Genomic DNA, 24,871 nt, shown 5'->3' on the forward strand with positions numbered 1-24,871 from the left:
GCCCGTAAAGCGAAAGGGGAAGGGGGGTCACAGTGTGGTCAGGCCGCCGTAGGGTGCATCGGTGGCGGCGATAACGCCACCGCCCAGGCATTCCTCGCCGTCATAAAGCACGACCGACTGCCCCGGAGTGACCGCTCGCTGCGTTTCGTCGAACACGATATCGAGCGTGTCGCCGCGTACGGTGACCGTGCAGGTCTGGTCGGCCTGCCGGTAGCGGGTCTTCGCCGTGCAGCGGAACGTGATGCGGGGGGGCTGTCCCGATATCCAGTGGGCATCGGTGGCGTGCAGGCGCGTGGAATGCAGCCAGGCATTCTCGCCGCCCTGCGCCACGTACAGGACATTCGCGGCGACATCCTTGCCCACGACATACCACGGCTCGCTGCCCATGTCGCGACGCCCGCCGATACCGAGACCGTTGCGTTGGCCCAGGGTGTAATACATCACGCCCTGGTGCTCGCCGATGAGGTCGCCGTCGGGCGACAGCATGCGGCCGGGTTTCGCGGGCAGGTATTGCGCGAGAAAACTGCGGAAGTCGCGTTCGCCGATAAAGCAGATGCCGGTGGAGTCTTTCTTTGCATGCGTCGGCAGATCGGCCAGCCGGGCCATTTCGCGGACCAGCGGCTTTTCGATCTCACCGACCGGGAACAGCGTGGCGGCAAGCTGGGTCTGTCCCAGCGCATGCAGGAAATAGCTCTGGTCCTTGGCGGCATCGACCGCGCGAAGCAGTCGATAGCGGTCGTCCTTCATGTCCACGCGTGCGTAGTGGCCCGTCGCGATTTTTTCCGCGCCGAGTGCCTGGGCGTGTTCCAGGAAGGTCTTGAACTTGATTTCGCGATTGCAGAGTACGTCGGGATTGGGTGTCCGCCCAGCCGCGTATTCGGCAAGGAAGTACGCGAACACACCGTCCCAGTACTCGCTGGCGAAGTTGCGTGCGTGGAAGGGGATGCCCAGCCGGCCGCAGACGGCGACGGCGTCTTTTCGGTCGGCGTCGGCCGTGCAGGGTCCGTTGCGATCGTCTTCCTCCCAGTTCTGCATGAACATGCCTTCCACGTCGTGGCCGGCCTGCTGGAGCAGGATGGCCGCGACGGAAGAGTCCACGCCGCCCGATATGCCGAGGATGACCTTCACCCGTGGGCTCCGGGCAGCAGGCTGTCGACGGTATCCAGCGGCAGGCGCCGGCCTTCGAGCCAGCTATCGATGGTGCCGAGGATCAATGGGCTGCGCAGACGGTCGCCGAGTGCGGCGATCTCGTCGCGGCGCAGCCACACGGCGCGGCGGATGCCTTCGTCCAGGGGCCGGGAAGCGTCGTGGTGCAGGGCACGGGCGGAGAAGCCGAAGCGCAGCACCTGCTCGCCATGTTCGGGGCTAAGCCATTGCCAGACGCCGAGAAAATGCTCCAGTTGGACGGTCCAGCCGGTTTCTTCCAGTGTCTCGCGAACGGCGGCCGCCTGCAGCGTTTCGCCCGGATCGAGGTGACCCGCCGGCTGGTTATAGGCCACACGGCCGAGGACCTCTTCCTCGACTATCAGATAGCGGTCGCCCTGCGCTACGACGCAAGCTACGGTCACGCGCGGACACCAGACACTTGTGTCCTCGTTGTTTGCGATGGGCATGGGGGCGATGACCGGGCGAAGACTGGAAAAGCGGTTATTGTGCCATCACCTAGGCGATTCAACGCTCCAAGCCCCGTGGAAGCGGGTGTATATAATCGAATCGCGTATCCAGGTTGCCCATTGATGTCCCACGAACACGAAAACGAGCACGAGCACAGCCAGGAACACGGACTCGCCGTGGAAACCGCCCGTCCCGAGGTGGCCCGGCCCCCGTTGTTCCAGGTTGTACTGCTGAACGACGATTTCACGCCCATGGACTTTGTGATCGAGGTTCTGCGCGGTTTTTTCGGCATGGACCAGGAGCGGGCGGTCCAGGTCATGTTGCACGTCCATACCCGCGGTAAGGGGGTTTGTGGCGTTTTTACCCGCGAAGTAGCCGAAACTAAGGTGACTCAGGTAAACGAATACTCACGTTCTCATCAGCACCCGTTGTTGTGCACTATGGAAAAGATGTAGGTGGCGCCCCATCTGAACGTCATGCGGCACCAGAAGGGGTAACTCCCCGCCGCCCAACGCTAAACGGAGACGGTCCGTATGTTCAGCAAGGATCTCGAAGTCACCATCGGGCACTGCTACAAGCAGGCCCGCGAACAGCGCCACGAATTCATGACCGTGGAGCATCTTCTGCTTGCCTTGACCGAGAACAGCTCGGCCCTGGCGGCTTTGCGCGCCTGCGGCGTCGACCTTCCGCGATTGTCGGCCGACCTCCAGCGAATCATCGCCGAAACCGTGCCGGTCCTTCCGGTGGGCGACGAACGCGATACGCAGCCCACGCTTGGATTCCAGCGAGTCCTGCAGCGTGCGGTTTACCACGTCCAGTCCTCGGGTCGTAAGGAAGTCACCGGCGCCAATGTGCTCGTGGCCATTTTCGGCGAGAAGGACTCCCACGCGGTGTACTTCCTGCACCAGCAGGAAATTACGCGTCTGGACGTCGTCAACTACATTTCCCACGGCATCGCCAAGATCGGCGACGAGAGTGCCGCCGCCGCGCCCAGTGCCGAGCGCGACAGCGAGGAAGGTGGCGAAGGCAGGGGCGGCAACCCGCTCAGCGAGTACGCCAGCAACCTCAACGAACTGGCTCTTCAGGGCAAGATCGACCCGCTTATCGGTCGTGAGGACGAGGTCGAGCGCACGATCCAGGTGCTCTGCCGTCGCCGGAAGAACAATCCGCTTTATGTCGGCGAAGCCGGCGTGGGCAAGACGGCGCTGGCCGAGGGTCTGGCCAAGCGTATCGTCGAAGGGCAGGTGCCCGAGGTGCTGGAAGACTGCACGATCTGGTCGCTGGATCTTGGCGCGCTGGTCGCGGGCACCAAGTACCGCGGCGATTTCGAGAAGCGCCTCAAGGCTGTGATCGGTCAGTTGAAGAAGCAGCCCAACTCGATTCTGTTCATCGATGAAATCCACACGATCATCGGCGCCGGTTCGGCGTCCGGCGGCACGATGGATGCGTCCAACCTGATCAAGCCGATGCTGGCATCGGGCGAACTGCGCTGCATCGGTTCGACCACGTTCCAGGAATTCCGCGGCGTGTTCGAGAAGGATCGTGCCCTGGCTCGTCGTTTCCAGAAGATCGACGTCGTCGAACCCACTGTGGCCGACAGCATCGAGATCCTGCGTGGCCTGAAGTCCCGTTTCGAAGACCATCACTCGGTGGAATACACCGCCGAGGCGTTGCGCGCGGCCGTGGATCTGTCGGTCAAGCACATTCCCGATCGTCTGCTGCCGGACAAGGCCATCGATGTCATCGACGAGGCCGGCGCCCGCCAGCGCCTGCTGCCGGAAGAAGAGCGTACCGGTAAGGTCGACGTTCCCGAGATCGAATACATCGTCGCCAAAATGGCCCGCATACCGGCCAAGCAGGTGTCGGCATCCGATCGCGACGTGCTGCGCAACCTGGAACGCAACCTCAAGATGGTCGTGTTCGGTCAGGACGCGGCGATCGAGGCCCTGGCCTCGTCGATCAAGATGGCCCGTTCGGGTCTTGGCGATCCGGCCAAGCCGATCGGTAGCTTCCTGTTGGCCGGCCCCACCGGCGTCGGCAAGACGGAAGTCACCCGTCAGCTGGCGATGCAGCTGGGTATCGAGATGGTCCGCTTCGACATGTCCGAGTACATGGAGGCGCATTCGGTCTCGCGTCTGGTCGGCGCGCCCCCGGGTTACGTCGGCTTCGACCAGGGCGGCCTGCTCACCGAGCAGGTGACCAAGCACCCGCATTGCGTGCTGTTGCTGGACGAAATCGAGAAGGCGCATCCGGATGTGTTCAACATCCTGCTTCAGGTCATGGATCGTGGCGTGCTCACGGATACGAACGGTCGCGAGGCCAACTTCAAGAACGTGATCGTCGTGATGACCACGAACGCGGGTGCGCAGCTTGCGTCGCGTCGCGGTATCGGCTTCATCAAGCAGAACCATGCGCCGGATGCCATGGAAACCATTCGCCGGATGTTCACGCCGGAGTTCCGCAACAGGCTGGATGCGATCATCCAGTTCAATGCGCTCGACTTCGACCATATCCTGCGCGTGGTGGACAAGTTCCTGATCGAACTGGAAGCCCAGTTGACCGAGAAGAAGGTCAGCGTGGATGTGACCGCCGAAGCCCGCCGCTGGCTGGCCGAACATGGTTTCGATCCGCAGATGGGTGCCCGTCCGATGGCTCGCGTGATCCAGGACAAGGTGAAGCGCGCGCTGGCCGACGAGCTCCTGTTCGGCAAGCTGTCCGAAGGCGGCAAGGTCACGCTCAGCGTGGTCGAAGGCGAACTCCATGTGGAAACGGAGTCCGCTGAAAAGCAGCCCGCAGTGGTTTGATCCGGAGGTGAGTCAAGAAGAAGGGCCGTGCGAAAGCGCGGCCCTTTTTTTGTGCCGGTCGTTGCCTTGATCGACGCCCACGCAAAAAGGCCGCGCATTGCGCGGCCTTTTATCGGGCCGGAAGACCGGCCGTCGGACGTCGGGATCGCGCGCAGCGAACTGCGCAGGCGGGGACCCGTGCCGGTATTACTTCATGCGGTAGGTGATCCGGCCCTTCGTCAGGTCGTAAGGGGTCATTTCGACCTTGACCTTGTCGCCCGTGAGGATGCGGATGTAATGCTTGCGCATGCGGCCGGAGATATGGGCGGTGATGACGTGCCCGTTCTCGAGCTGCACGCGGAACATGGTGTTGGGCAAGGTCTCCTGGACCGTGCCTTCCATTTCGATGACGTCGTCTTTTGCCATGTGTTCCGGGTCGGATGCACGGCCGGAATGGCCGTATAAGCCCGCTATTGTGCCACGGAACGCTTCCGGGTTAAACCCACGCCGGATCAGGCGAAATGTTCGTCCAGCTTGCGGCCGATCTCGTCCTCGATGGTGCCCTTCAGGGGCGAGAGCAGCATGCCGAGTTCGGCCGTCACATGGACTTCGGCGGACGTGACGGCGATAGCCCCTTTGATACCCGACCGCTGGAAGGTAAGCGTGTCGCCCGACCACTGACTGTCCGTGCCGAACTTCTCGCGCATGCGTTCTGCGATGCGGTCCACGACGGAGCGCGCATCGTCGACGCTCAGTGGGTTCGGGCGGCGGATGTCGATCTTTGCCATGGGCTATTCCTTCGGCTGGCGGGTGGACCGGGCAGTTTAGCGCGAGGGCTGCTCAATCCCCAATCCGAGCGCACCCTTGTAGGAGCCAGCTTGCGGGCTTGTGCCAAGCAAAAGATCAATGACGGTGCGAAGGCCAACAGGGCGAGGAAGGCGGATGCTCACATCCGCGAGCCCGATGGTCTGGCTGCGGATGCCGCGCAGGTCGTCTGCGCTCCGTTGGCTTTCGCACCGTCATTGATCTTTTGCTTGGCACAAGCCCGCAAGCGGGCTCCTGCAAAAGCCACTGGCGATGTGTGCCCCAACTGGCCGCGACGCTCTGCTAGAGTCCAACCGTTATCGTAACGGTCCACCCATGCGTATTGAATTCGTCAGCTCGGCCCGCGGTGATTTCCATTGGTCGCAGCCCGTGCTCCGGGTCGGCCGCGCGGAAAGCAACGACCTCGTGGTCGCCGAGCCGCAGGTCGCCGCCCACCACGTCAGCATTCACCAGGATCGCCGCGGCATCGTGCTCGAAGTGGCACCCGCGGTCGGCCGCGTCTATGTGAACGCGCGTCCCGTTCGCGAACGCGCCTTACTACGTTCCGGCGACAGCCTGAGCGTCGGCGATTGCCGCATGCTGCTTCGGGACGACGCGGACATCGAGCAGCGCGAACCCGTCGGTGCCACGGATCATCGCTGCACGGTCGCGTTGCGTCCGGTCGCCGGGCCGCTATCGGGCCGCACGATCCCCATTGGCGAACGGCTCGAGCTCGGTGCCCCTCACAGCGCATGGCCGCTGGAACTGCCGCAGGGCGATGCGGCCATCCTGTCCATTTACTGGCAAGACGGCGCTCTGCTACTCGACGGTTCGCGCGTGCCCACCCGTCACACGCTTCGCATCAATGGCGTGCGCGCCGTACACGCGATCCTGCAGCCAGGCGACCAGATTGGCGTGGGCGCCCATCGTTTCGTGCTGGATGCGCCGGGCTGGTCGGCCGAACCGGCCATCGTCACTCCGCCGCCGCCCGCGCCCGAACCGTTGCCCGAGGATGCGGCCGGGCCGCGCGGCGAGGTCTGGTGGCTCATCCTGACGGCCGCACTGCTGGCGCTGGGCATCGCGATCGTGTTGTTCGTACATTTTTGACACGCCGAGCGTCGCTATGATGCTGCACTGCGGCACAATGGTTGATCATCTGGAGACCGAACCTTTGAGCAGGGCCTGGAATTTCAGCGCCGGACCGGCGGCAATCCCCGAAGCGGTGCTGAAGCGCGCGCAGAGCGAGCTTCTGGACTGGAACGGCAGTGGTGCCTCGGTCATGGAGCTTTCCCATCGCGGCAAGCCGTTCATGGAACTGGCGGCACGCGCGGAAGCCGATCTGCGCGAGCTGATGAGCATTCCCGATGGCTATCGCGTGCTGTTCCTGCAAGGCGGCGCTACCCAGCATTTCGCGCAGATTCCCATGAATATGGCGCCGGAAGGCGGTAGCGCCGACTACATCGTCACGGGGCATTGGGGCGAGAAAGCCGTCCGCGAAGCGGCGCCCTATGTGACGGCGCGCGTGGCGGCAAGCTCGATCGATGCGAATTACCTGCAACTGCCGGCACGCGAAAGCTGGGATCTCGATCCGGGTGCCTCATATGTCCACATCACCACCAACGAAACGATTCACGGCGTAGAGATGCGCGACATCCCAGACGTCGGCGACGTGCCGCTAGTGGCCGATATGTCGTCGGACATCCTCTCCGGACCGATCGACGTCTCGCGTTTCGGGCTGATATACGCCGGCGCGCAGAAAAATATCGGACCTTCGGGTCTGGTCGTCATGATCGTGCGCGACGATCTGCTGAAGCGTCCGGGTCGGCCGATGGCGAAGATTTTCCGCTACGCCGAACATGCCGCAAACGACTCGATGCTCAACACCCCCAATACCTGGGGCTGGTATCTCGCCGGTCTGACGTTCCAGTGGCTGAAGGAGCAGGGCGGTCTTGCGGCGATGGGCGAGCGCAACCGCATCAAAGCCGACACGCTCTACGCGGCCATCGACGGTTCGGACGGCTATTACCGCGCGCCGATCGCCCGCGCGGCGCGCTCGCGGATGAATGTGCCTTTCACCATCCACGATCCCGCGCTCGATGCCGTTTTCGTCAAGGAATCCGGCGACGCGGGCTTGCTCGCGCTCAAAGGGCACAAGGCGCTGGGCGGATTGCGCGCATCGCTTTACAACGCGGTACCGCTCGAAGCCGTCGAGGCGCTGACGTCTTTCATGCGCGATTTCGCGAATCGTCACTGCTGAAACTATTCATTCCTGTCACCCTATCGGGCCACGTTCACCCTCCACGACTTCAAAGACGTCCATGAGCAAACCCACCACGGATAAGCAAGCCACGCTGGCCGAAGCGCGTACGCGTATCGACAGCATCGACCAGCAACTGCAACAGCTCATCAGCGAGCGCGCCCAATGGGCACAGCAGGTCGGCCGGGCCAAGGGCCCGTTGAAGGCGGCGGTGGAGTATTACCGACCCGAACGGGAAGCTCAGGTGCTGCGCGGAGTGATCGACCGCAACGACGGTCCGCTGCCCGACGGCGAACTCGTGCGTCTGTTCCGCGAAATCATGTCCTCCTGTCTTTCGCAGCAGCAGCCGCTGAAAATCGGCTTCCTCGGACCCGAAGGCACGTTCAGCGAGCAGGCCGTGCGCAAGCATTTCGGCCATGCCGCTTACGGTCTGCCGCTGGGCAGTATCGAGGAAGTGTTCCAGGAAGTGGCCGCCGGCAACGCCGATTTCGGCGTGGTTCCCGTGGAAAATTCGGGGCAGGGCATGATCCAGATGACGCTGGATATGTTCCTGGTATCCAAGGCGACGATCTGCGGCGAAGTCGAACTGCGCGTCCACCAGAACCTGCTGTCGTTGTCCGGCAAGCTGGAAGACGTGAAGCGCATTTACTCGCATCCGCAGTCGTTGCAGCAGTGCCAGGCTTGGCTGCGCATGCATGCGCCCAATGCGGAACGCATTCCGGTGTCCAGTAATGCCGAGGCCGCGCGTATGGCGCGGACGGCGGACGATTCGGCCGCGATCGCCGGCGAAACGGCGGGGCGCGTCTACGGTCTGAAGACCGTGGCCGGTCCCATCGAGGATCGCGCGGACAACACCACCCGCTTCCTCGTTATCGGCCGCTCGCTGTTTCCGCGTTCGGGTAACGACCGCACGTCGCTGCTGGTCACGGTGCGCGACAAGCCCGGTGCGCTGTACGACGTGCTGAGTCCACTGGCACGCCACGACGTCAGCATGAATCGCATCGAATCGCGCCCCGCGCATACGGGCAAATGGCAGTACGCGTTCTTCATCGACGTATCCGGCCATGTGGAAGACGAGGCCGTGCAGGCCGCGCTCGAGGAAATGAAGCCCGCCGCCGCCGATGTGCGCGTGCTGGGTTCCTACCCCGTCGCCCTGCCATGACCGCCGCTTTCGATGCGGCCGCGCTCGCCAATCGCGCGACGTCGGCCCTGCGTGCCTACGATCCGGGCCACGATCTGCCGGCGCTGCGCCAGCGTTTCGGCGGCGTGCTTTCCGAACTGGGGTCGAACGAGAATCCGCTGGGACCCAGCCCTCGTGCGATGGAAGCGGCCACGGCGGTTCTCAACGATGTCTGGCGTTATCCCGATCCGCTGGGGGCGTCGCTCAAGCATGCGCTGTCGGCGGAACTGGGCATATCGGTCGATCGCATCACGCTCGGTAACGGCTCGCACGAACTGTTGATGTTGCTGGCGCAGTGTTTTGCCGATGCGGAACATCCCGTGGTCCATTCGCAATACGGATTCGCGGTGTTTCCCATCGCGGCCGCCGCGGCCGGCGCGCCTGCCGTGCGCGTGCCCGCGTTGGCGCCCGATCATCCCGATGCGCCGTACGGGCACGATCTCGATGCCATCGCCGATGCCGTCGATGCCTCGACGCGCCTGGTCTATCTGGCCAATCCGAACAACCCTACCGGCACGTGGTTCACGGACGCCGCACTGGAAGACTTCCTCGCGCGCGTGCCGACCGACACGCTGGTCGTCGTCGACGAGGCGTATCACGAATATGTCGACGCGGCGGGCCTCAGTACAGGGCTGCACCTGCTCGATCGGTATCCCAATCTGATCGTGACGCGTACGTTCTCCAAGGCATACGCGTTGGCTGGATTGCGCATCGGTTACATGCTCAGTCATCCGTCGGTCGCCGCCGTGTGCGAGCGGCTGCGCGAATCGTTCAACGTCAACGCGGTCGCGCTGGCTGCCGCGGAAGCGGCGCTTGGCGATCACGAACACCGGGCGCGCGTGCGCGAGGTCAACCAGCGCGATCGTGCATGGCTGGCGGATGCACTTACCGGGCGCGGCCTGCGTGTCCTGCCGTCGCAGACGAATTTCCTTCTGGTCGATCTCGGTCGCGACGCCGCGAATTTCGAGCGGCATCTGTTCGAGCATGCCGTGATCGTCCGGCCCATGGGCGGTTATGGATTGCCGCATACCGTGCGTATCAGTATCGGCAGCCGCGACGAGCTGCAACGTCTTCTGGAGAACCTGTCATGAGCCGCGTGGACTGGCTGAGCAAACAAGGCGCGCCGCTGCAAGGCGACGTGACCGTACCGGGCGACAAGTCCGTTTCCCATCGTGCGCTGATGTTCGGCGCGCTGGCGGATGGCGTCACGCATATCCGCGGATTCCTCGAAGGCGAGGACACACGCGCCACGGCGACGATCCTCGGTCATCTTGGCGTTCGCTTCGAGACACCGGCTCCCGGCGAACGCGTGGTGCATGGCGTGGGCTTGCATGGCCTGCGTGCTTCCACGACACCTCTGGATTGCGGCAACGCGGGGACGGGCATGCGTCTGCTCGCCGGCTTGCTGGCGGGGCAGGCGTTCGATTCGACCCTGATCGGCGACGAGTCGTTGTCGAAGCGCCCCATGCGCCGCGTCACCGACCCGCTGGCCAGCATGGGTGCGACCATCGACACGAACGACGGTCTGCCGCCGCTGCGTATTCGCGGCGGTGCGTCGCTGCGTGGCATCAGCTATACGTTGCCGGTTGCCAGCGCGCAGGTGAAGTCGGCGCTGCTGCTGGCGGGGCTGTATGCCGAAGGCACGACCGACGTGGTCGAGCCCCATCCCACGCGCGACTACACCGAACGCATGCTGTCCGCGTTCGGCTGGCCGATCGAGTTTTCGCCGGGTAAGGCGCGTCTCACGGGCGGGCATTCGCTACACGCGACCAACGTGGACGTGCCGGCGGATTTTTCGTCGGCGGCGTTTTTCATCGTCGCCGCATGCATCGTGCCCGGATCGGCGCTTCGCCTTCGTTCGGTCGGACTCAATCCGCGGCGGACGGGTCTGCTTGCCGCGCTGGAACTGATGGGTGCCGATATCGACGTCGAGAACGAACGGGAAAGCGGCGGAGAGCCCGTGGGCGACCTGATCGTGCGGTATGCGCGGCTGCATGGTGTAGCGCTGCCGCTGGACATCGTTCCGGACATGATCGACGAGTTCCCGGTGCTGTTCGTCGCCGCTGCCGCGGCAACGGGCATGACCACGATTCGCGGCGCGGCGGAATTGCGCGTCAAGGAATCCGATCGTATCGCGAGCATGGCGGCCGGACTGATAGCCTGTGGCGTCAACATCCAGGAACTGCCGGACGGCGCGATGATCGTCGGTGGCCGTATCGGGGGTGGCAGCATCGATAGCCACGGCGACCATCGTATTGCGATGGCTTTCGCGGTGGCCGGTCTCGTGGCCGACGCGCCGATCGCCATTGGCGATTGCGCGAATGTGGCGACATCGTTCCCGGGATTCATGGAGCTGGCGAACGGGGTGGGTTTCGCGCTGTCGCAGGCAGATTAACGACGCCCACTCGTAGGAGCCCGCAAGCGGGCTCCTACAGGAAGCCGGTAACTCCGGATATCCTCGCAACCTCGATAGCGCTACGCTTCACCTCCCCGCAGCGAGGTGCGCATGTCCGAGAAAATCCCTCCCTTCGTTGTCGTCATTCCGGCGCGTTACGCTTCCACGCGTCTGCCGGGTAAGCCGCTCGCGTCCATCGGCGGCGAGTCGATGATTCGCCGCGTTGCGCGCCGCGCGGCGCAAGCGGGTGCGGCGCAGGTGGTCGTTGCCGTCGACGACATCCGCGTAGCGGACGAGCTCCGGGGATGCGGGGGCGACATCCTGGTCTGCATGACCGGAGAGCATCACGCGTCGGGCAGCGACCGGATCGCCGAATCGGCCGATCATTTCGGCTGGCCCGACGATACGATCATCGTCAACCTGCAAGGCGACGAACCATTCGCGCCGGTGGCGGGCATCCGTGCCGTCGTCGGTGCACTGGCCGCCTCCGATGCGCCCATGGCGACGCTCGCGACATCCATCGATTCGGTCGACGAGCTGTTCGATCCCAACGTCGTCAAGGTCGTGCAGGCGGACGACGGCCGCGCCCTCTACTTCAGCCGTGCGCCCGTCCCCTGGCCACGCGACGCTTTCGCGGCGACGCGCGATCGTCTGCCCGAGGATGCCGGTTTTCTTCGCCATATCGGCATCTACGCGTATCGCGCGGGTTTCCTGCGCCGTTTCGCTGCGCTCTCGCGCACGCCGCTGGAGCGGATCGAGGCCCTGGAGCAGCTACGCGCGCTGGAGCACGGCTATGCCATCGCCGTGCGGGTATCGCCCGAGCCGTTCCCCCCGGGAATCGACACCGCCACCGACCTGGCCCGTGCCGAAGCCTGGGTCACTGCCAATCCTTCTGCCTGACATAGGCCGCGAGATCAGCCGGCGCCTGGCCGAATGTCGGAAAAGCCCGACATACGCTGCGGGTAGCACACCGTAACCTTGTCTCCGTCGCCGTTGCTTCAAGGGACGGGCGGCTCTCCAGGGATGGTGACCGGTGTGGATATATCCACACCGGTCTTTGGCCGTTCACGGATCGCGGCATTCATCCCGTACGCGCTAAAATAGCGGCATGGAGCCGACCCAGCCGCAGCCGTCCGACCCGCACCTGTTCGACGGTAAATCCTTCGTTCGCAACCTCACCACGTCGCCGGGCGTGTATCGCTATTTCGACGCCGACGGCGAGCTGCTCTACGTCGGCAAGGCGGCGAATCTCAAGAAGCGGGTAGGCAGCTACTTCCTCAAGCCGCGTATGGAACCGCGCATCGCGGCCATGGTGTCGCAGATCGCTCAGGCGGAGGTCACGCTGACGCGTACGGCGGGCGAGGCGCTACTGCTCGAATCGCAGCTCATCAAGACGTTGAAGCCGCGATACAACATCGTCCTGCGCGACGACAAAAGTTATCCGTACATCTATCTGTCGGGTAACGAGGACTATCCGCGGCTTGCTTTCCATCGTGGCGCGAAATCGGGCCCGGGACGTTACTTCGGTCCGTATCCGAGCACGTTCGCCGTGCGTGAGAGCCTCGGACTGATGCAGAAATTGTTCAAGGTGCGCCAGTGCGAGGACAGCTACTTCCGCAACCGGTCGCGTCCGTGTCTTCAGCATCAGATCGGCCGTTGCAGCGCGCCCTGCGTCAAGTTGATCGACGTCGACGATTATCGCAACGACGTGCGACACGCGGAGATGTTCCTGGAAGGGCGCAGCAGTGCGGTCATCGACGAACTGGCGACGTCGATGGAAAAGGCCAGCGCCGCGCTCAATTTCGAGCGCGCCGCCACGCTGCGCGATCAGGTGGCGGCGCTGCGCAGGCTGCAGGCCCAGCACTTCGTGCAGGGTGCGAGTGCGGATATGGACGTCATCGCCTGCTGTATGGAAGCGGGCATAGCCTGCGTCAGCGTTCTTTTTTTTCGCAACGGTGTCAGTCTCGGGTCTCGCGACTTTTTCCCGCGTCTGCCGATGGACTCGACGGTCGGCGACGTGCTTGCGCAATTCATCGCCCAGTACTACCTCGACCGTCAGGTGCCGCGCGAACTTATCCTCAGCGATCCGGTGGAGGACGCCGACATACTGGCCGGCGTCCTGTCCGAGCACGCGGGCCATGGGGTAACACTGAAGCCCAGCGTTCGCGGCGAACGGGCACGTTTCCTGGAAATGGCCCAGCGCAATGCCTCCGCCGCGCTGACGTCGCGACTGGCCAGCCGGCACACGTTACTAGCGCGTTTCGACGATCTGAAGCGGGTACTCGATATGCCCGAGTCGCCACGGCGACTCGAATGTTTCGACATCAGTCATACGCGCGGCGAAGCCACCGTGGCGTCCTGTGTGGTATTCGGTCCGGAAGGCCCCGAGAAATCGCACTACCGTCGCTTCAATATCGCAGGTATTACTCCGGGCGACGACTACGCCGCGATGCATCAGGCGCTGACGCGACGCTTCCGTAAAGTAGTAGAGGGCGGTGCGCGTCCGGATGTCCTGCTGATCGATGGCGGCACCGGGCAAGTTGCGCAAGCACTGGACGTGCTGCGGGAACTGGGTGTCGAAGGTATCCGCGTCGTCGGCGTGGCCAAAGGCCCCGGGCGTCGTGCGGGCGAAGAGACGCTGGTCCTGGCGGACAGTGGCGAAACCCTGCATCCGGGCTCGTCGTCCCCGGCGCTGCATCTTGTTGCCGCCGTGCGCGACGAAGCCCACCGTTTCGCTATCAGCGGGCATCGCCGCCGGCGCGAAGCCGCGCGCGAACGAAGTACGCTTGAGGATGTTGCGGGCATCGGCGCGCGCCGCCGCGCCGCGCTGCTCAAGGCGTTCGGTGGCCTGCCCGGTGTCGAAGCGGCGGGCGTCGAGGAATTGATGACGGTCAAGGGTATTGATCGCGGCCTCGCCGAACGCATCTATGCAATGCTGCACCCCTAATCCGGAATCACCCGACCATGCGTATCAACCTGCCGACCTGGCTAACCATCTTCCGCGTACTGCTGTTACCGGTCATGGTCGTTGTGTTCTATCTGCCGTTCAAAGGCCATAACCTCACCGCCGCCCTGGTGTTCGTCCTTGCGGGCGTGACCGACTGGCTCGACGGATTTCTCGCGCGGCGTCTCAATCAGACCTCTCCCTTCGGTGCGTTCCTCGATCCGGTGGCGGACAAGCTCATGGTCGCGGTCACGCTGTTCCTGCTGGTGCAGTCGCATCCGGGCGGCTGGCAGAGCGTGCTGATGGCGGTCACCGCGTCGATTATCGTGGGTCGCGAAATCAGCGTGTCCGCGTTGCGCGAGTGGATGGCGCAGATCGGGGCGCGGTCCACGGTCCAGGTTGCATTCGTCGGCAAGCTGAAAACGGTGATGCAAATGGTCGCGCTTGTCGTACTGCTGTTGCAGCACGACGCGGAGACGTTGCGCCTGTACCACATCGGCGAAGCCCTGCTGGTCGTCGCGGGTATACTGACCATCTGGTCGGGCCTGGGCTATCTGCGCGCTGCGTGGCCGAGCCTGAGTGCCGATTCAGTTATGTTGGACGAAAGTGAAAAAAAATCGCCGTAAGGTGCTTGACACAATCTCGTCCTGATCTAAAATAGCTGGACAACGACGCGGGAATAGCTCAGTTGGTAGAGCACGACCTTGCCAAGGTCGGGGTCGCGAGTTCGAGTCTCGTTTCCCGCTCCAAGTAATTCCACAAAACCTCGGACAACCGAGGTTTTGTTTTTTAAGCGTAGCGAGGTACTCTCGCGCTGCGCGCGATGGCCTGGTGGCAGAGTGGTCATGCAGCGGCCTGCAAAGCCGCGTACGCCGGTTCGATTCCGACCCAGGCCTCCATCGCATCCAAGGCGCGCCTGCGGCAAGCAGGGGCGCCTTTTCTTTATGCCCGGATGGCGAAATCGGTAGACGCAAGGGACTTAAAATCCCTCATCCGCAAGGGTATGTCGGTTCGAGTCCGACTCCGGGCACCAGGGTGGATAGTTTTTCGGACGTCCAAATCGATGGCGCCGACGCTGCCGTGCGCATACCGCATTGTTGCAATCTCATGGCTATCGCATACCGTCGAATCAGCGGATTGCCGCTATCGCTCGACTCAAGACGCACGATGATTGCCGCGCGCTCATGGAGCCGTGCGCGCGACGTGACCGTTATGTCTCCCTTAGTGCGAAGAGCGGGATCGGGACGAGGGGCGGCGAACGGGGAGGGGGCGCTCGGGTGGATCGAGGTAGCTGTCACGCAATGCCTGATCCGTCAGCAGCGGGGTAACGATGGCCATCCAGCCCTCGGCGAACGAGCGGATATCGACAGGGTCGCTGTCCGGCGTGTAGGCCGTCATTGCCAGTGAAACCGCTTCGATGAGGGCTTCGGGCTCGGGGTGGGTTGCCATGGCTGCTTTGAGTGCCGCTTCGAGCGCGGCGACTTTACCGAGCAGGTAGGTCCGATCTTCCATGGATGAAGCATTCCTTGTAGTGAGTCCTGGACTCGCGTAGCAGCTGCGAGACCTCTGGGGGCGCTGTTCTGAAACTAGCGGGCCAGATGTTGGATGGCGCATTCCCGCGCATGTCTGTGGGCGAGAAGATGACACGATCCTCAGGCCATGTCACGTTGTCGGCATGGGCGTCGGCCGCTAGATAGTTACAGCTGCAACGTCCATTATATGTCCACGCTGGCTGTAGGGCCTACACATCTGTCATTGTATGGCATATCAGATTTTTTCCGGTCAGCCGGGCGTAACCGAGATACCGTCGGCCCAGGGAGGGCACTCACATGATTAACGTGGTACTTGTCGATGACCACGAGCTGGTACGCACCGGCTTCAGGATGATTTTGCAGCAACACGCCGACGTTCGAATCCGCGGGGAGGCGGGAACGGCCGAAGAGGGGCTTCGCCTCATCCGTTCTCTGGCGCCGGATATCGCTCTGGTCGATGTCCATATGCCAGGTATGAGCGGCGTGGAACTGACCGAGCGCGTTGTGCGCGCCAAGCTACGCACCAATATCGTCATTCTCACGGTGGTCGACGATGCCCGGTTTCCCAAGCGCCTTCTCGATGCCGGTGCGTTGGGCTATCTCACGAAGGGTTGTACCGCGGACGAGTTGAGCAGTGCCGTTCGCCAGGTCGCCTCGGGACGCCGCTATCTGGCCCCCGCGGTTGCCCAGCAGCTGGCGCTCGCGACGCTCGACGGATCCGATTCGCCGTTCGATACGTTGTCCAGCCGTGAGATGGAAGTCGCCATGATGCTTGTGCGCGGCATGCCTCTCACTTCGATCGGAGAGCGCCTGAACCTCAGTCCCAAGACGGTTTCAACGTATAAGCAGCGACTGATGGAGAAGCTGCACGTGGATCACATCGTTGGGCTTGCGCATCTGATGACGGTACATGGGCTGCTCGATACGCACAATCATCAGGTGGGGGCCTGAGCGTTTAGCTCACACCTGATGACTGAAAAACGCCGGACGCGTCCGGCGTTTTTTTTTCCTGCGGGATAGTCGCATCCGATTCGGCGGTGACGTTGCAGGTACGTTGTGGTTGAGGGCGTGCGGGGTGTTGTAGGAGCGCGCTTGCGCGCGATCCCTGCGCAGCCAAACGCCAACGATCGCCGAAGTCCAGCTAGCAGACCGCCCGCGTCATCGAAGGAGCAAGCTTTCCGCTCCGCTTCGGATCGCCTTCAAGCGCGCTCCCGTAAGAGACCGTCAGGATCGAAGGAGTGCCGAGCGAGGCCATCGAAAACGAAGAGGCCGGGCAATGCCCGGCCTCTTTGTCATTCTGGTACTGACTGGACGCGTTACTCGTCCCGTGCCGCATTCCTGGATGCATCGGACGGAGGCGATGCAACCGGTTCCTGGCGCGGACGCGTCAGGAGATCGCCTTGCGCTGGCGGAGCCCAGGCGGGAGTGACGGGAGCCGCGGGAGGAGCTTTCGGCTCATTCGCGGCGTTCTCGCGTGGCGCGGCCGTATCGTGACTCACGGGCGGCACACTGGATGCTTCGGGAGCTTTCGGCGTGATCGGCGCAACGGGGGTGGGCTTCGGTATCGACTCTTCGGAGGGAGTGACCGGCGCCGAAACGGCCTTGGGTGCGTTCTCGATGACAGAGGTCTTCTCCACGACCTCGTCGGCGACGGGCAAGATGCCGCGCGCAGGCGCATCCAGAACCGATGCCGTAGCGGAAGGCGTCGACGGGATGGAAGTCGTCGCTGCAGCCGGGATAGCCGGTTCCGGAACCGAAGCGGCCGGAGCCTTGCCTTCTTCAGTCGAAGTCGACGCGACAACCGGGGCCTTGGCTTCGGATGGAGCGATTGTCGCCGACGGCGCCTCGGTTGCCGGGACAGAGGGTGTCACGGCCGTGGGTGCGACGTGTGCCGTCGGAGTCGTTACCGGCGCGACATGCGTCGCCACGGTGACCGGCTTCGCCGGTTCGGCGAGCGGTGCGGTGGATTCGGTCTGATCGCGTTCGGTCGTGCGAGCGTCCGCCGAATCGGCAGGCGTGGTCGTGGTCACAACGGCAGCGACAGGTGCGGCAACAGCCGGCTTATCGAGCGTCGTCTGCGCGGGCTTCGTCGCAGCGCCAGGGATCGGCGGCAGCGGTGGCAGTGCGGGCAGGCTCAGTGCGGGAATGGGCGCGGCGGGCTTCGTTTCCGCGTCATGGCGGAAGGCAGGCGTCGTGGTGTCGGCGACCGGAGTCTCGACAGCAAATGCATTCCTCGAAGCCTCGGCGGTGTCGAGCACAGGCGGTACGCTGGTGCTGGGACGTTCGGTGGTGCGCGGTGCGGCCGCGGGGGCGTCGTTGTCGTCGCCGTCCTCGTCGTCGAAATCGTTACCGTCCGCCTGATCGTTTGCGTTCAACTGCCCCGGCTCGTCCTGGCGACGGCGGCGACGGCCGCCACGACGGCCACGACGACGGCGCTGACCGCCCTCGGCGTCCTTCGTGGCGTCGGCCTGCGTCGGCGCGTCGGCTGCAACAGCGCCCCGCACTTCGTCGGTCGCCGGTGCATCGTCTGCCGCGGTCAATGCCGCGATCTTATCTTTCTCGATAGCCGCGTCGGTAGCGGCGGCCGGCGCTTTTTCACCGGGCTGACGCTGCTGTGCGGGACGCTCGCCCTTGGGCTGCTGCTTGCGCGGCTCGCCAGCCTGCGCCTGCTCGGGACGACCGGCCTGGCGACCGCCGGCCTGCGCCTGCGCGTTGCGTGGTTGATTGTCGCGTTCCTGGCGTTCCGGACGCTCGCCACGTTCGCCGCGCTCGCTACGCTCTCCACGCGGCTGCTTCGATTTCGGGGACTGGCCCTGGCCACGCGGGGCTTGATCCTTGCCGCCGCGCTGCGACTGACGCTGCTGCGCGTTCTGGCGACCGGATCCCTGTGCGTTGCCGCGCTCCTCGCGCCTCGGACCGCGCTGACCCTGCTGTCCGTCCTTGCGCTTCGGCGAATTTTCTTCGGCAGGCTGCGCGGCGGCGGCACTGCGGAACCAGCTCGCGATGCGGGCCAGTAGGCCGCCACCCTGTGCCGGCGCTTTCGCGGAGCGTGCGGCGACAGCCGGCGCCGCGGCGGATTCGTCGGCTTCTTCGCGAACGGGCGCGGGCGTGGACGGCACCACGCCGGTGACCAGCGGCTGCTCGCCGCTGCCCAGCGCCTGGCCCATCTTCGGAAGGGCGGTGGCTGTCACGGGAGTGACGCGCTCATAACTCGGCTTGCTGTGCTCGCCCATGTCCGCTTCGCGAATGCGGGTGATTTCGAGGTGCGGCGTATCCAGCTTGTCGTCCGCGACCACGACGACATGCACGCTGTGACGCAGTTCGATTTCGACGACGCTGGCGCGCTTCTCGTTGAGCAGGAAGTTGGCGACAGTGGGCGGCGCCTGCACCAGGACCTGCCCGGTGTTTTCCTTCATCGCGTGTTCTTCGATGAGGCGCAGGGTCGACAAGGCCAGCGACTCGACGCTGCGGATATGGCCATGGCCCTCGCAGCGCGGACATACGATCTGCGTGGCTTCGCCCAAGCTCGGGCGCAGGCGCTGACGCGACATCTCGAGCAGGCCGAAGCGCGAAATGCGACCGATCTGGACGCGGGCGCGGTCCGCCTTTAGGGCTTCCTTGAGCTTCTCTTCCACCTCGCGCTGATGGCGCGGGCTATCCATGTCGATGAAGTCGATGACGATCAGGCCACCGGCATCGCGGATGCGCAGCTGACGGGCGATTTCGACCGCCGCCTCGCAGTTGGTGTTGAACGCCGTTTCTTCGATGTCGCTGCCCTTGGTGGCTTTCGACGAGTTGATGTCGATAGCGGTCAGGGCTTCGGTCTGGTCGATGACGATCGAGCCGCCCGACGGCAGGCGCACGCTGCGTTCGAAGATGCTCTCGATCTGCGTTTCGATCTGATAGCGCGAGAAGAGCGGGGTCGGGTCCTGGTACAGCTTGAGCTTACGCAGGTTGTTGGGCATGACCTGCTGCACGAAATCGCGTGCGTCGTTGAACAGCGACTCCTCGTCCACCAGGATTTCGCCGATATCGTTACGCAGGTAGTCGCGCAGGGCGCGGATGAACAGCTTCGATTCCTGATAAATCAGGAACGGTGCTTTCTGCGAGCTGGCGGCGGACGACACCGACTTCCACAGCTGTAGCAGGTAATCGAGATCCCACTGGAGTTCCTCGGCGTCGCGGCCCATGCCGGCGGTACGCACGATCAGACCCATTTCGTCGGGGACGTTCAGGTGCTCCATGGCCTCCTTGAGTGCCTGACGATCCTCGCCTTCGATGCGGCGCGAAACGCCGCCGGCACGGGGATTGTTGGGCATCAGTACCATGTAACGGCCGGCGAGGCTGATGAACGTGGTCAGGGCGGCGCCCTTGTTGCCCCGTTCTTCCTTCTCGACCTGAACGATGATTTCCTGACCTTCCTTGAGGAGGTCGCGGATGTTGTTGCCCTTGCTTCCTTCGAGGAAGTAGTCGCGGGAGATTTCCTTGAGCGGCAGGAAACCGTGGCGCTCGGCGCCGTAATCGACGAAGCAGGCTTCGAGCGAGGGCTCGACGCGGGTGATGCGGCCTTTGTAAATATTGGCCTTTTTCTGTTCGCGGGACGGTATTTCGATATCGAGATCGTAAAGATTCTGGCCATCGACGATGGCCACGCGCAACTCTTCGCGCTGAGTCGCGTTGATCAACATGCGTTTCATTGTAATTCCTCGGCCTTGCCGCGCGGCCGCGCGCCGCGGTGGCGCCTTATGGCGGCCTGCCGGGGATCGCGCCGCAGCGGTGAAGCGTGAAGCGGCATAAGGTCCCGGGACCGATGCCTGGTCCCGGCGTGATTCTTGGCATTGCGCTTCGCAACCGGGCCCGCATCCCTGTGGAAGAACCGGACAACAGCGACCCGAACCGTTACGATGAAAGGGAGCTGCGACCGGCCGCCTTCAGGGCGGGTACGGCGCAATCCTCGCCGACGCGACGGACGGGCGCCCCACGAGGGATGTACTCCGCAGGCGAGGCTTGGCGCTCGCCGAGTATCCTATCAATTTCGAGTTTTATCAATGCAGACGGCAACTTCCCTCGACGGCGCCCAAGGTGTGCGGCAGCTGGAAATCGGTCCCGAGCGCGACGGGCAGAGGGTGGACAATGCCCTGGTCACGTTGCTGAAGGGTGTTCCCCGCAGCCTGATTTACCGGATTCTCCGGACCGGCCAGGTACGTATCAACGGCAAACGGGCCAAGCCCGACACGCGGCTGGCGCTGGGCGACATCCTGCGAATTCCACCCGTACGAATTGCCGAAAAGGAATCCACCGGAGCGGCCCCCTCGGGCATGGTCCGTGCGGTGACCGACTCGATCATCTTCGAGGACAAGCACTTCCTCGTGATCGACAAGCCGGTCGGCATTGCCGCCCACGGCGGTAGCGGCGTGAGCCATGGCGCGATCGAGCTCCTGCGCGCCGCGCGCCCGAACGAACACCTGGAGCTGGTCCATCGCCTCGATCGCGATACCAGCGGGGTACTCGTGTTCGCCCGGACGCGCGCCGGCCTGACCGGGCTCCAGGCGTTGATTCGTGCGAACGAGGTGACCAAGCAGTACATGTGCCTGATGGTCGGCCACCCGCGCAAGGCCAAATTCGACGTGAACCAGCCTCTGCTCAAGTCCGTCCTCCACGGCGGCGAACGGATCGTGCGGGTGGACGACGCGGGCAAGCCGTCGCTGACCTTCTTCCGGGAGCTGGAGCAGTACTCGGGCGCCCGCCTGATGGAGGCGATCCTCGGTACCGGCCGTACCCACCAGATCCGTGTGCACGCCCAGTCGATCGGCCACCCCCTTGCCGGCGATCCGAAATATGGCGACGAAGAAGCCAACAAGAAATTCCGCGCCAAGGGGCTGAAGCGCATGTTCCTGCACGCGTCGCGGATGAGCTTCGAGCTGGATGGCCGGTCGTACGACTTTTCCTCGCCGTTGCCCGACGAACTGAAGGCGTTCCTCGACAAGCTTTAATTGAGGAATCGTGCGCTCACTTCCAGTGAGCGCAGCACGCCACCCGCTAGGCCGGCCTGCAACAGCACGGCGCTGGCCGCGTGGGCCAGGGCGACAGGCAGCAGTGCGCGATATCTCAGGAAGCACCAGGCCCAGCCGAGTTCGGCGATAAAACACAGCTGCATCAGCGAGCCGTTCGGCGTGTGCAGCAGCGCGAATGCCAGCGCCGTGACCAGCAGGGTCAGTGGGCGTGGCAGCAGGCGATCCAGCAGGGCGGCGGTCACGGCAAGCATCAGCCACTGCTGGAGCAGGGCCCATCCGACATAAAGGAGCATGCGTCCCGCCGGCGGCCACACGGGAGTGTGTCCGAGCAGTGCCACCAGCAAGGTGGCGGCGGGTATGGCCAATAAGGGAAGGGTCAGGGCGGTCGGCGAACCTAGCCATGTCCATGGGGGAAGCCGTCGCCGGGTGGCCAGAGCGCCCGCGAACACGATTCCCGCCGCAAAGCAGGCGACAGCAGGCACCGACGGATGGGCATCGAGCCGCATGCCCGCGATCAGCCACAGGGGGCCGAGCATGCCGGCGACGGCTTCGAGCGTTTTGCCGGTCCTGGACGCCGGTGGTCGCCATGAAAGCCAGAGGAGTCCGGCGAGGTACAAAGCCAGCGCGATCCAGTCCCGATAGCCGGCGTTTACCGCTGTAGCCGGCACGCGAGTCGTCGCCGGGCCGAACATCGTCGTCGGTTGTCCTTCCCATAGCGTGTCGCGCCAGCGCAGCAACGTTTCGGCATCGCTTGCCGGCGGCAGCGCGATGCTGCGGGTCAGTTCGGGGGCGGGAGGCGAGCCGGGCTGGAAAGCGGCGGCTCGCAGGGTAATCGTGGCCCCGGGCGCCATGGGCAGCACCAGCCGGAACATGGCGGCTCGTGCTGGCGTGGCGGTGTCGCGGCCATGCTCGTCTTTCCACGATAGTCCGGAGAGCGGTACGACGAATGGCGCCGGCGCCGGCGCCGGGCCGAAGGTCGCGGCGTCGGTCGTGACCACCGGGCTATCCAGTCGCTCGCGTACGGCGAGCCTTAGCGACGTGCCGGGCGGTGCCGACATGTCGAGGCGAAGCCGGGGGAGTTGCGTCAGGTCGATAGCACGGATCAGGGGCAGGCCCAGCTCGACCGGCGAGCCGTCCCCGTCCGTGAGGGTGAGTCCGTCCGTCAATCCAGCGATGCTCGCATGCCCGAATACGCGACCGGCGACGAGGTCGTCCGCGGATCGGAAGGTCCACGCCCAGGGAGATTGGCCGTGCTCGTACGCGGATCGCTCGCGTTCGCTCTGGGCGACCACGTCGCGACCGACGATCCACGCCGCCAGCCGGGGCAGGCAGGCGAGGGTGCCCGCCGCGAGCAGCAAGGCGACGATCAGCGCGGTCGCGCGGCCGATGCGCATGTCAGCGGGCGAGCAGGGCCTCGACGCGGGCGGCGCAGATGAAATCGTTCAGCGACAGGCCGCCGACATCGTGGGTGGACCACAGCAGGTGGCAATGGCCGTAGCCCGCTTCGATGTCGGGATGATGGTCTTCGCGATTGGCCATGAAGCCCACGGCGTTGATGAAACCGAGCGTGCGATGGAAATCGTCGAAACGGAAATCCTTCACGATTGCCTTGCCATCCGGCGTGACGGTCCAGCCGGGAAGGCTGGCCAGCAGTTCGTCGATACGGGCGCGGTCCAGCGCGTGTTCGGCGCCCTTGCGCGGCTGGCAGTGCTGGGAAGCGAGGTCGTGGGCGCTCATGGTCGGTCCGTGGCATCGAAGGGGATGCGAAGCGTCGAAGGTTGCCGTTGAAATGTCAAAGCGGCGCATCCAGATTGAATCCGTACTAAACTGGTGCTGTTTCTCCGGTCACGTGCCGGAGCGTTGTTCTGGAGTAACCATGATCGATATTTCCGAACGGGCACAAGCCCATTTCCTGCGTCTGCTATCGCAGCAGGGCAGCGATGGACTGGGTATCCGCCTGCGCGTCGTGTCGGCCGGCACGCCTGCCGCGCAATGCGAACTGGAGTTCTGCGAGCCGGGCGAACTGACCGGCGACGAATGGACCGTCGAATGCAACGGTTTCAATCTTTATGTCGACGGTGACAGCGTGCGCTGGCTCGATCCGGCCGGCATCGACTACGAAACCCATGCCACGGGCGGTCAGCTCAATATTCGCGCTCCGCGCATCAAGGGCGAGGAGCCCGGCGAGGGCGCCAGCCTCGTCGAGCGCGTGCGTTATGTGCTGGAAGCCGAGATCGCGCCGCGCGTCGCGTCGCATGGCGGCCGTATCTCGCTGCTGGAAGTCGATGCGAATGGCGTCGTGCTCCTGCAGTTCGGCGGCGGTTGTCACGGCTGCGGCATGGTCGACGTCACGCTGAAACAGGGTGTCGAGAAGACGCTGCGCGAACGCATTCCGGAGATCACCGAGGTGCGGGACGCCACGGATCACAAGACCGGCAAGACGCCGTTCTACGAGAAGGCCGAAGGCGTCTCGGCAGTCCGGTAAGTGCAGGCACATGCACGCGATATCCATGCAGGAGCGCTCTTGAGCGCTCCTGCAACAGCGGGGAGCATTACGGCACCACTCGGCGTCGGATATGAAAAAGCCCGCTTGCGCGGGCTTTTTCATTCAACGGCACGATGACTCAATTGCCCTGAATATGATGCTCCAGCCCGTCCAGTTTGGTCGGCAGGCTCGAGAAGTAGGCGGACACGTCATCGATGTCCTGGTCGGACAGTGCGGCGGCGAAGCCCTTCATGATGGCGTTGTCGCGGCCGCCATCCCTGTATTCGTGCAGCGCACGGGACAGGTAGCTGGCGTACTGACCGGCAAGGCGCGGGTACTGCGGGTCGATCGCGTTACCGTCCTGACCGTGGCACGCCACGCAGGTAGCGACCTTCGTTTTGCCGCGCTCGACGTCGCCGGCAGCGAAAACCTGAGAAGTGGACAGCGCCAGGAAGGCGCCGAACGTGAACAACGTGATCGCACGTTTCATGCGTAATCCTCGGCGACTTACTTGGCGAGACTGGAAAGATAGGCGGCGATGTCTTCGATTTCCTTATCGGACATGCTCTGGGCCTGTGCACCCATGGTCGGGTGCTTGCGCTCCCCGGTCTTGTATTCGTGCAGGGCATTGATGATGTACTGCTCGTTCTGACCCGCGATGTGCGGCACGTTGTACGACGGGTAGACGTTCTGGTAGCCGTCGACGCCATGGCAGCCGGCGCACGTATAGACCAGCTCACGGCCGTGGGCTTTGTCGCCTTCGGCATGGGCGCCAGCCGCGACGCACAGGGCGACGGTGGCCAGGCCAAGCAGTTGCAATCGCTTCATTGGTGATCCCTGCGGTTCCGGTCGCGACCGGGTTA

23 protein-coding genes and 3 tRNA genes are annotated in these 24,871 nt (G+C 64.2%); 16 read left to right on the plus strand and 10 right to left on the minus strand.

The annotated features are described in order from the left end of the window. Nucleotides 1-27: 27 nt before the first annotated feature. Both mnmA and AC3IR3_RS07405 read right to left on the minus strand, forming a co-directional pair. Nucleotides 28-1,128, minus strand: a complete 1,101-nt coding sequence (gene mnmA, locus AC3IR3_RS07400; RefSeq protein WP_489196289.1) for a tRNA 2-thiouridine(34) synthase MnmA — start codon at nt 1,126-1,128, stop codon at nt 28-30. Next, nucleotides 1,125-1,613 carry an NUDIX hydrolase gene (locus tag AC3IR3_RS07405; RefSeq protein WP_489196290.1) on the minus strand — a complete coding sequence of 163 codons (489 nt, stop codon included), beginning with the start codon at nt 1,611-1,613 and terminating at the stop codon, nt 1,125-1,127. Before AC3IR3_RS07405 ends, mnmA begins: the two co-directional genes overlap by 4 nt. A 123-nt stretch (nt 1,614-1,736) precedes the next feature. On the opposite strand from AC3IR3_RS07405, the gene clpS reads away from it, so the two are divergent. After that, nucleotides 1,737-2,069, plus strand: a complete 333-nt coding sequence (clpS, locus tag AC3IR3_RS07410) for an ATP-dependent Clp protease adapter ClpS (protein WP_489196291.1) — start codon at nt 1,737-1,739, stop codon at nt 2,067-2,069. 78 nt (nt 2,070-2,147) lie between these two features. Beyond that, nucleotides 2,148-4,418 (plus strand): ATP-dependent Clp protease ATP-binding subunit ClpA, encoded by a 2,271-nt coding sequence (gene clpA / locus AC3IR3_RS07415; RefSeq protein ID WP_489196292.1) that lies wholly within the window; start codon nt 2,148-2,150, stop codon nt 4,416-4,418. A 186-nt stretch (nt 4,419-4,604) separates the two neighbouring features. Here the strand turns inward: clpA and infA are convergent, their stop codons facing one another. Together infA and AC3IR3_RS07425 are read right to left on the minus strand one after the other, a co-directional pair. Further along, complete coding sequence (gene infA, locus AC3IR3_RS07420; RefSeq protein ID WP_019466733.1) at nt 4,605-4,823, minus strand: translation initiation factor IF-1; 219 nt, start codon at nt 4,821-4,823, stop codon at nt 4,605-4,607. 86 nt (nt 4,824-4,909) lie between these two features. Further along, on the minus strand, nt 4,910-5,185 hold the full coding sequence (locus tag AC3IR3_RS07425; protein WP_489196293.1) for a polyhydroxyalkanoic acid system family protein: 276 nt from the start codon (nt 5,183-5,185) through the stop codon (nt 4,910-4,912). Nucleotides 5,186-5,537: 352 nt separating this feature from the next. On the opposite strand from AC3IR3_RS07425, the gene AC3IR3_RS07430 reads away from it, so the two are divergent. From AC3IR3_RS07430 to AC3IR3_RS07480, 11 genes are all read left to right on the plus strand, one after another. After that, nucleotides 5,538-6,308 carry an FHA domain-containing protein gene (locus AC3IR3_RS07430; protein WP_489196294.1) on the plus strand — a complete coding sequence of 257 codons (771 nt, stop codon included), beginning with the start codon at nt 5,538-5,540 and terminating at the stop codon, nt 6,306-6,308. A 64-nt stretch (nt 6,309-6,372) separates the two neighbouring features. Next, on the plus strand, nt 6,373-7,458 hold the full coding sequence (serC, locus tag AC3IR3_RS07435) for a 3-phosphoserine/phosphohydroxythreonine transaminase (protein WP_489196295.1): 1,086 nt from the start codon (nt 6,373-6,375) through the stop codon (nt 7,456-7,458). A 61-nt stretch (nt 7,459-7,519) separates the two neighbouring features. Beyond that, nucleotides 7,520-8,620, plus strand: coding sequence for a prephenate dehydratase (gene pheA / locus AC3IR3_RS07440; protein WP_489196296.1), 1,101 nt, complete (start codon nt 7,520-7,522; stop codon nt 8,618-8,620). After that, entirely contained in the window at nt 8,617-9,729 is a 1,113-nt protein-coding gene (gene hisC / locus AC3IR3_RS07445) for a histidinol-phosphate transaminase (RefSeq protein ID WP_489196297.1), read from the plus strand. Before pheA ends, hisC begins: the two co-directional genes overlap by 4 nt. After that, nucleotides 9,726-11,033 (plus strand): 3-phosphoshikimate 1-carboxyvinyltransferase, encoded by a 1,308-nt coding sequence (aroA, locus tag AC3IR3_RS07450; protein ID WP_489196298.1) that lies wholly within the window; start codon nt 9,726-9,728, stop codon nt 11,031-11,033. Before hisC ends, aroA begins: the two co-directional genes overlap by 4 nt. 111 nt (nt 11,034-11,144) lie before the next feature. Continuing rightward, the gene (gene kdsB, locus AC3IR3_RS07455) at nt 11,145-11,933 is read left to right on the plus strand and encodes a 3-deoxy-manno-octulosonate cytidylyltransferase (RefSeq protein ID WP_489196299.1); all 789 of its coding nucleotides are present in this window, start codon (nt 11,145-11,147) and stop codon (nt 11,931-11,933) included. A gap of 208 nt (nt 11,934-12,141) precedes the next feature. Beyond that, the gene (uvrC, locus tag AC3IR3_RS07460) at nt 12,142-13,980 is read left to right on the plus strand and encodes an excinuclease ABC subunit UvrC (RefSeq protein WP_489196300.1); all 1,839 of its coding nucleotides are present in this window, start codon (nt 12,142-12,144) and stop codon (nt 13,978-13,980) included. 17 nt (nt 13,981-13,997) lie between these two features. Beyond that, nucleotides 13,998-14,603 (plus strand): CDP-diacylglycerol--glycerol-3-phosphate 3-phosphatidyltransferase, encoded by a 606-nt coding sequence (gene pgsA / locus AC3IR3_RS07465; RefSeq protein ID WP_489196301.1) that lies wholly within the window; start codon nt 13,998-14,000, stop codon nt 14,601-14,603. Nucleotides 14,604-14,650: 47 nt separating this feature from the next. Next, nucleotides 14,651-14,726 (plus strand) — tRNA-Gly (locus AC3IR3_RS07470). A 76-nt stretch (nt 14,727-14,802) separates the two neighbouring features. Continuing rightward, nucleotides 14,803-14,876, plus strand: a tRNA-Cys gene (locus AC3IR3_RS07475). 47 nt (nt 14,877-14,923) lie between these two features. Then, nucleotides 14,924-15,010: transfer RNA gene (locus tag AC3IR3_RS07480), tRNA-Leu, on the plus strand. Between the two features lie 188 nt (nt 15,011-15,198). On the opposite strand, the gene AC3IR3_RS07485 is transcribed toward AC3IR3_RS07480, so the two are convergent. Next, nucleotides 15,199-15,489 carry a hypothetical protein gene (locus tag AC3IR3_RS07485; protein ID WP_489196302.1) on the minus strand — a complete coding sequence of 97 codons (291 nt, stop codon included), beginning with the start codon at nt 15,487-15,489 and terminating at the stop codon, nt 15,199-15,201. 317 nt (nt 15,490-15,806) lie between these two features. On the opposite strand from AC3IR3_RS07485, the gene AC3IR3_RS07490 reads away from it, so the two are divergent. After that, entirely contained in the window at nt 15,807-16,460 is a 654-nt protein-coding gene (locus AC3IR3_RS07490) for a response regulator (protein ID WP_132141358.1), read from the plus strand. 365 nt (nt 16,461-16,825) lie between these two features. On the opposite strand, the gene AC3IR3_RS07495 is transcribed toward AC3IR3_RS07490, so the two are convergent. Beyond that, nucleotides 16,826-20,197: a ribonuclease E/G gene (locus AC3IR3_RS07495; protein WP_489196896.1), complete on the minus strand. Its 3,372-nt coding sequence runs from the start codon at nt 20,195-20,197 to the stop codon at nt 16,826-16,828. Nucleotides 20,198-20,557: 360 nt separating this feature from the next. Here AC3IR3_RS07495 and AC3IR3_RS07500 point away from each other — a divergent pair, with 360 nt between their 5' ends. Next, nucleotides 20,558-21,502 carry an RluA family pseudouridine synthase gene (locus AC3IR3_RS07500; RefSeq protein WP_489196303.1) on the plus strand — a complete coding sequence of 315 codons (945 nt, stop codon included), beginning with the start codon at nt 20,558-20,560 and terminating at the stop codon, nt 21,500-21,502. Here AC3IR3_RS07500 and AC3IR3_RS07505 read toward each other — a convergent pair. Continuing rightward, nucleotides 21,499-22,917, minus strand: a complete 1,419-nt coding sequence (locus AC3IR3_RS07505; protein ID WP_489196304.1) for a CPBP family intramembrane glutamic endopeptidase — start codon at nt 22,915-22,917, stop codon at nt 21,499-21,501. The two genes, AC3IR3_RS07500 and AC3IR3_RS07505, sit on opposite strands and share 4 nt — an antisense overlap. Before the next feature lies 1 nt (nt 22,918). Next, on the minus strand, nt 22,919-23,260 hold the full coding sequence (locus AC3IR3_RS07510) for a 4a-hydroxytetrahydrobiopterin dehydratase (RefSeq protein ID WP_489196305.1): 342 nt from the start codon (nt 23,258-23,260) through the stop codon (nt 22,919-22,921). Between the two features lie 139 nt (nt 23,261-23,399). On the opposite strand from AC3IR3_RS07510, the gene AC3IR3_RS07515 reads away from it, so the two are divergent. After that, complete coding sequence (locus tag AC3IR3_RS07515; protein ID WP_489196306.1) at nt 23,400-24,008, plus strand: NfuA family Fe-S biogenesis protein; 609 nt, start codon at nt 23,400-23,402, stop codon at nt 24,006-24,008. A 139-nt stretch (nt 24,009-24,147) separates the two neighbouring features. On the opposite strand, the gene AC3IR3_RS07520 is transcribed toward AC3IR3_RS07515, so the two are convergent. After that, complete coding sequence (locus tag AC3IR3_RS07520; protein ID WP_132141364.1) at nt 24,148-24,498, minus strand: c-type cytochrome; 351 nt, start codon at nt 24,496-24,498, stop codon at nt 24,148-24,150. 17 nt (nt 24,499-24,515) lie between these two features. After that, nucleotides 24,516-24,836, minus strand: coding sequence for a c-type cytochrome (locus tag AC3IR3_RS07525; protein WP_132141365.1), 321 nt, complete (start codon nt 24,834-24,836; stop codon nt 24,516-24,518). Nucleotides 24,837-24,871 lie beyond the last annotated feature (35 nt).

Source organism: Luteibacter sp. GL_149 (assembly GCF_057834065.1).

Coding starts and splice junctions, on each gene's coding strand:
- AC3IR3_RS07500 (WP_489196303.1), top strand. CDS start 20,558: ATGCAGACGGCAACTTCCCTCGACGGCGCCCAAGGTGTGCGGCAGCTG.
- kdsB (WP_489196299.1), top strand. CDS start 11,145: ATGTCCGAGAAAATCCCTCCCTTCGTTGTCGTCATTCCGGCGCGTTAC.
- uvrC (WP_489196300.1), top strand. CDS start 12,142: ATGGAGCCGACCCAGCCGCAGCCGTCCGACCCGCACCTGTTCGACGGT.
- AC3IR3_RS07405 (WP_489196290.1), bottom strand. CDS start 1,613: ATGCCCATCGCAAACAACGAGGACACAAGTGTCTGGTGTCCGCGCGTG.
- AC3IR3_RS07505 (WP_489196304.1), bottom strand. CDS start 22,917: ATGCGCATCGGCCGCGCGACCGCGCTGATCGTCGCCTTGCTGCTCGCG.
- clpS (WP_489196291.1), top strand. CDS start 1,737: ATGTCCCACGAACACGAAAACGAGCACGAGCACAGCCAGGAACACGGA.
- AC3IR3_RS07425 (WP_489196293.1), bottom strand. CDS start 5,185: ATGGCAAAGATCGACATCCGCCGCCCGAACCCACTGAGCGTCGACGAT.
- AC3IR3_RS07485 (WP_489196302.1), bottom strand. CDS start 15,489: ATGGAAGATCGGACCTACCTGCTCGGTAAAGTCGCCGCGCTCGAAGCG.
- AC3IR3_RS07515 (WP_489196306.1), top strand. CDS start 23,400: ATGATCGATATTTCCGAACGGGCACAAGCCCATTTCCTGCGTCTGCTA.
- pgsA (WP_489196301.1), top strand. CDS start 13,998: ATGCGTATCAACCTGCCGACCTGGCTAACCATCTTCCGCGTACTGCTG.
- AC3IR3_RS07430 (WP_489196294.1), top strand. CDS start 5,538: ATGCGTATTGAATTCGTCAGCTCGGCCCGCGGTGATTTCCATTGGTCG.
- aroA (WP_489196298.1), top strand. CDS start 9,726: ATGAGCCGCGTGGACTGGCTGAGCAAACAAGGCGCGCCGCTGCAAGGC.
- pheA (WP_489196296.1), top strand. CDS start 7,520: ATGAGCAAACCCACCACGGATAAGCAAGCCACGCTGGCCGAAGCGCGT.
- AC3IR3_RS07520 (WP_132141364.1), bottom strand. CDS start 24,498: ATGAAACGTGCGATCACGTTGTTCACGTTCGGCGCCTTCCTGGCGCTG.
- AC3IR3_RS07525 (WP_132141365.1), bottom strand. CDS start 24,836: ATGAAGCGATTGCAACTGCTTGGCCTGGCCACCGTCGCCCTGTGCGTC.
- AC3IR3_RS07490 (WP_132141358.1), top strand. CDS start 15,807: ATGATTAACGTGGTACTTGTCGATGACCACGAGCTGGTACGCACCGGC.
- hisC (WP_489196297.1), top strand. CDS start 8,617: ATGACCGCCGCTTTCGATGCGGCCGCGCTCGCCAATCGCGCGACGTCG.
- clpA (WP_489196292.1), top strand. CDS start 2,148: ATGTTCAGCAAGGATCTCGAAGTCACCATCGGGCACTGCTACAAGCAG.
- AC3IR3_RS07495 (WP_489196896.1), bottom strand. CDS start 20,197: ATGTTGATCAACGCGACTCAGCGCGAAGAGTTGCGCGTGGCCATCGTC.
- AC3IR3_RS07510 (WP_489196305.1), bottom strand. CDS start 23,260: ATGAGCGCCCACGACCTCGCTTCCCAGCACTGCCAGCCGCGCAAGGGC.
- infA (WP_019466733.1), bottom strand. CDS start 4,823: ATGGCAAAAGACGACGTCATCGAAATGGAAGGCACGGTCCAGGAGACC.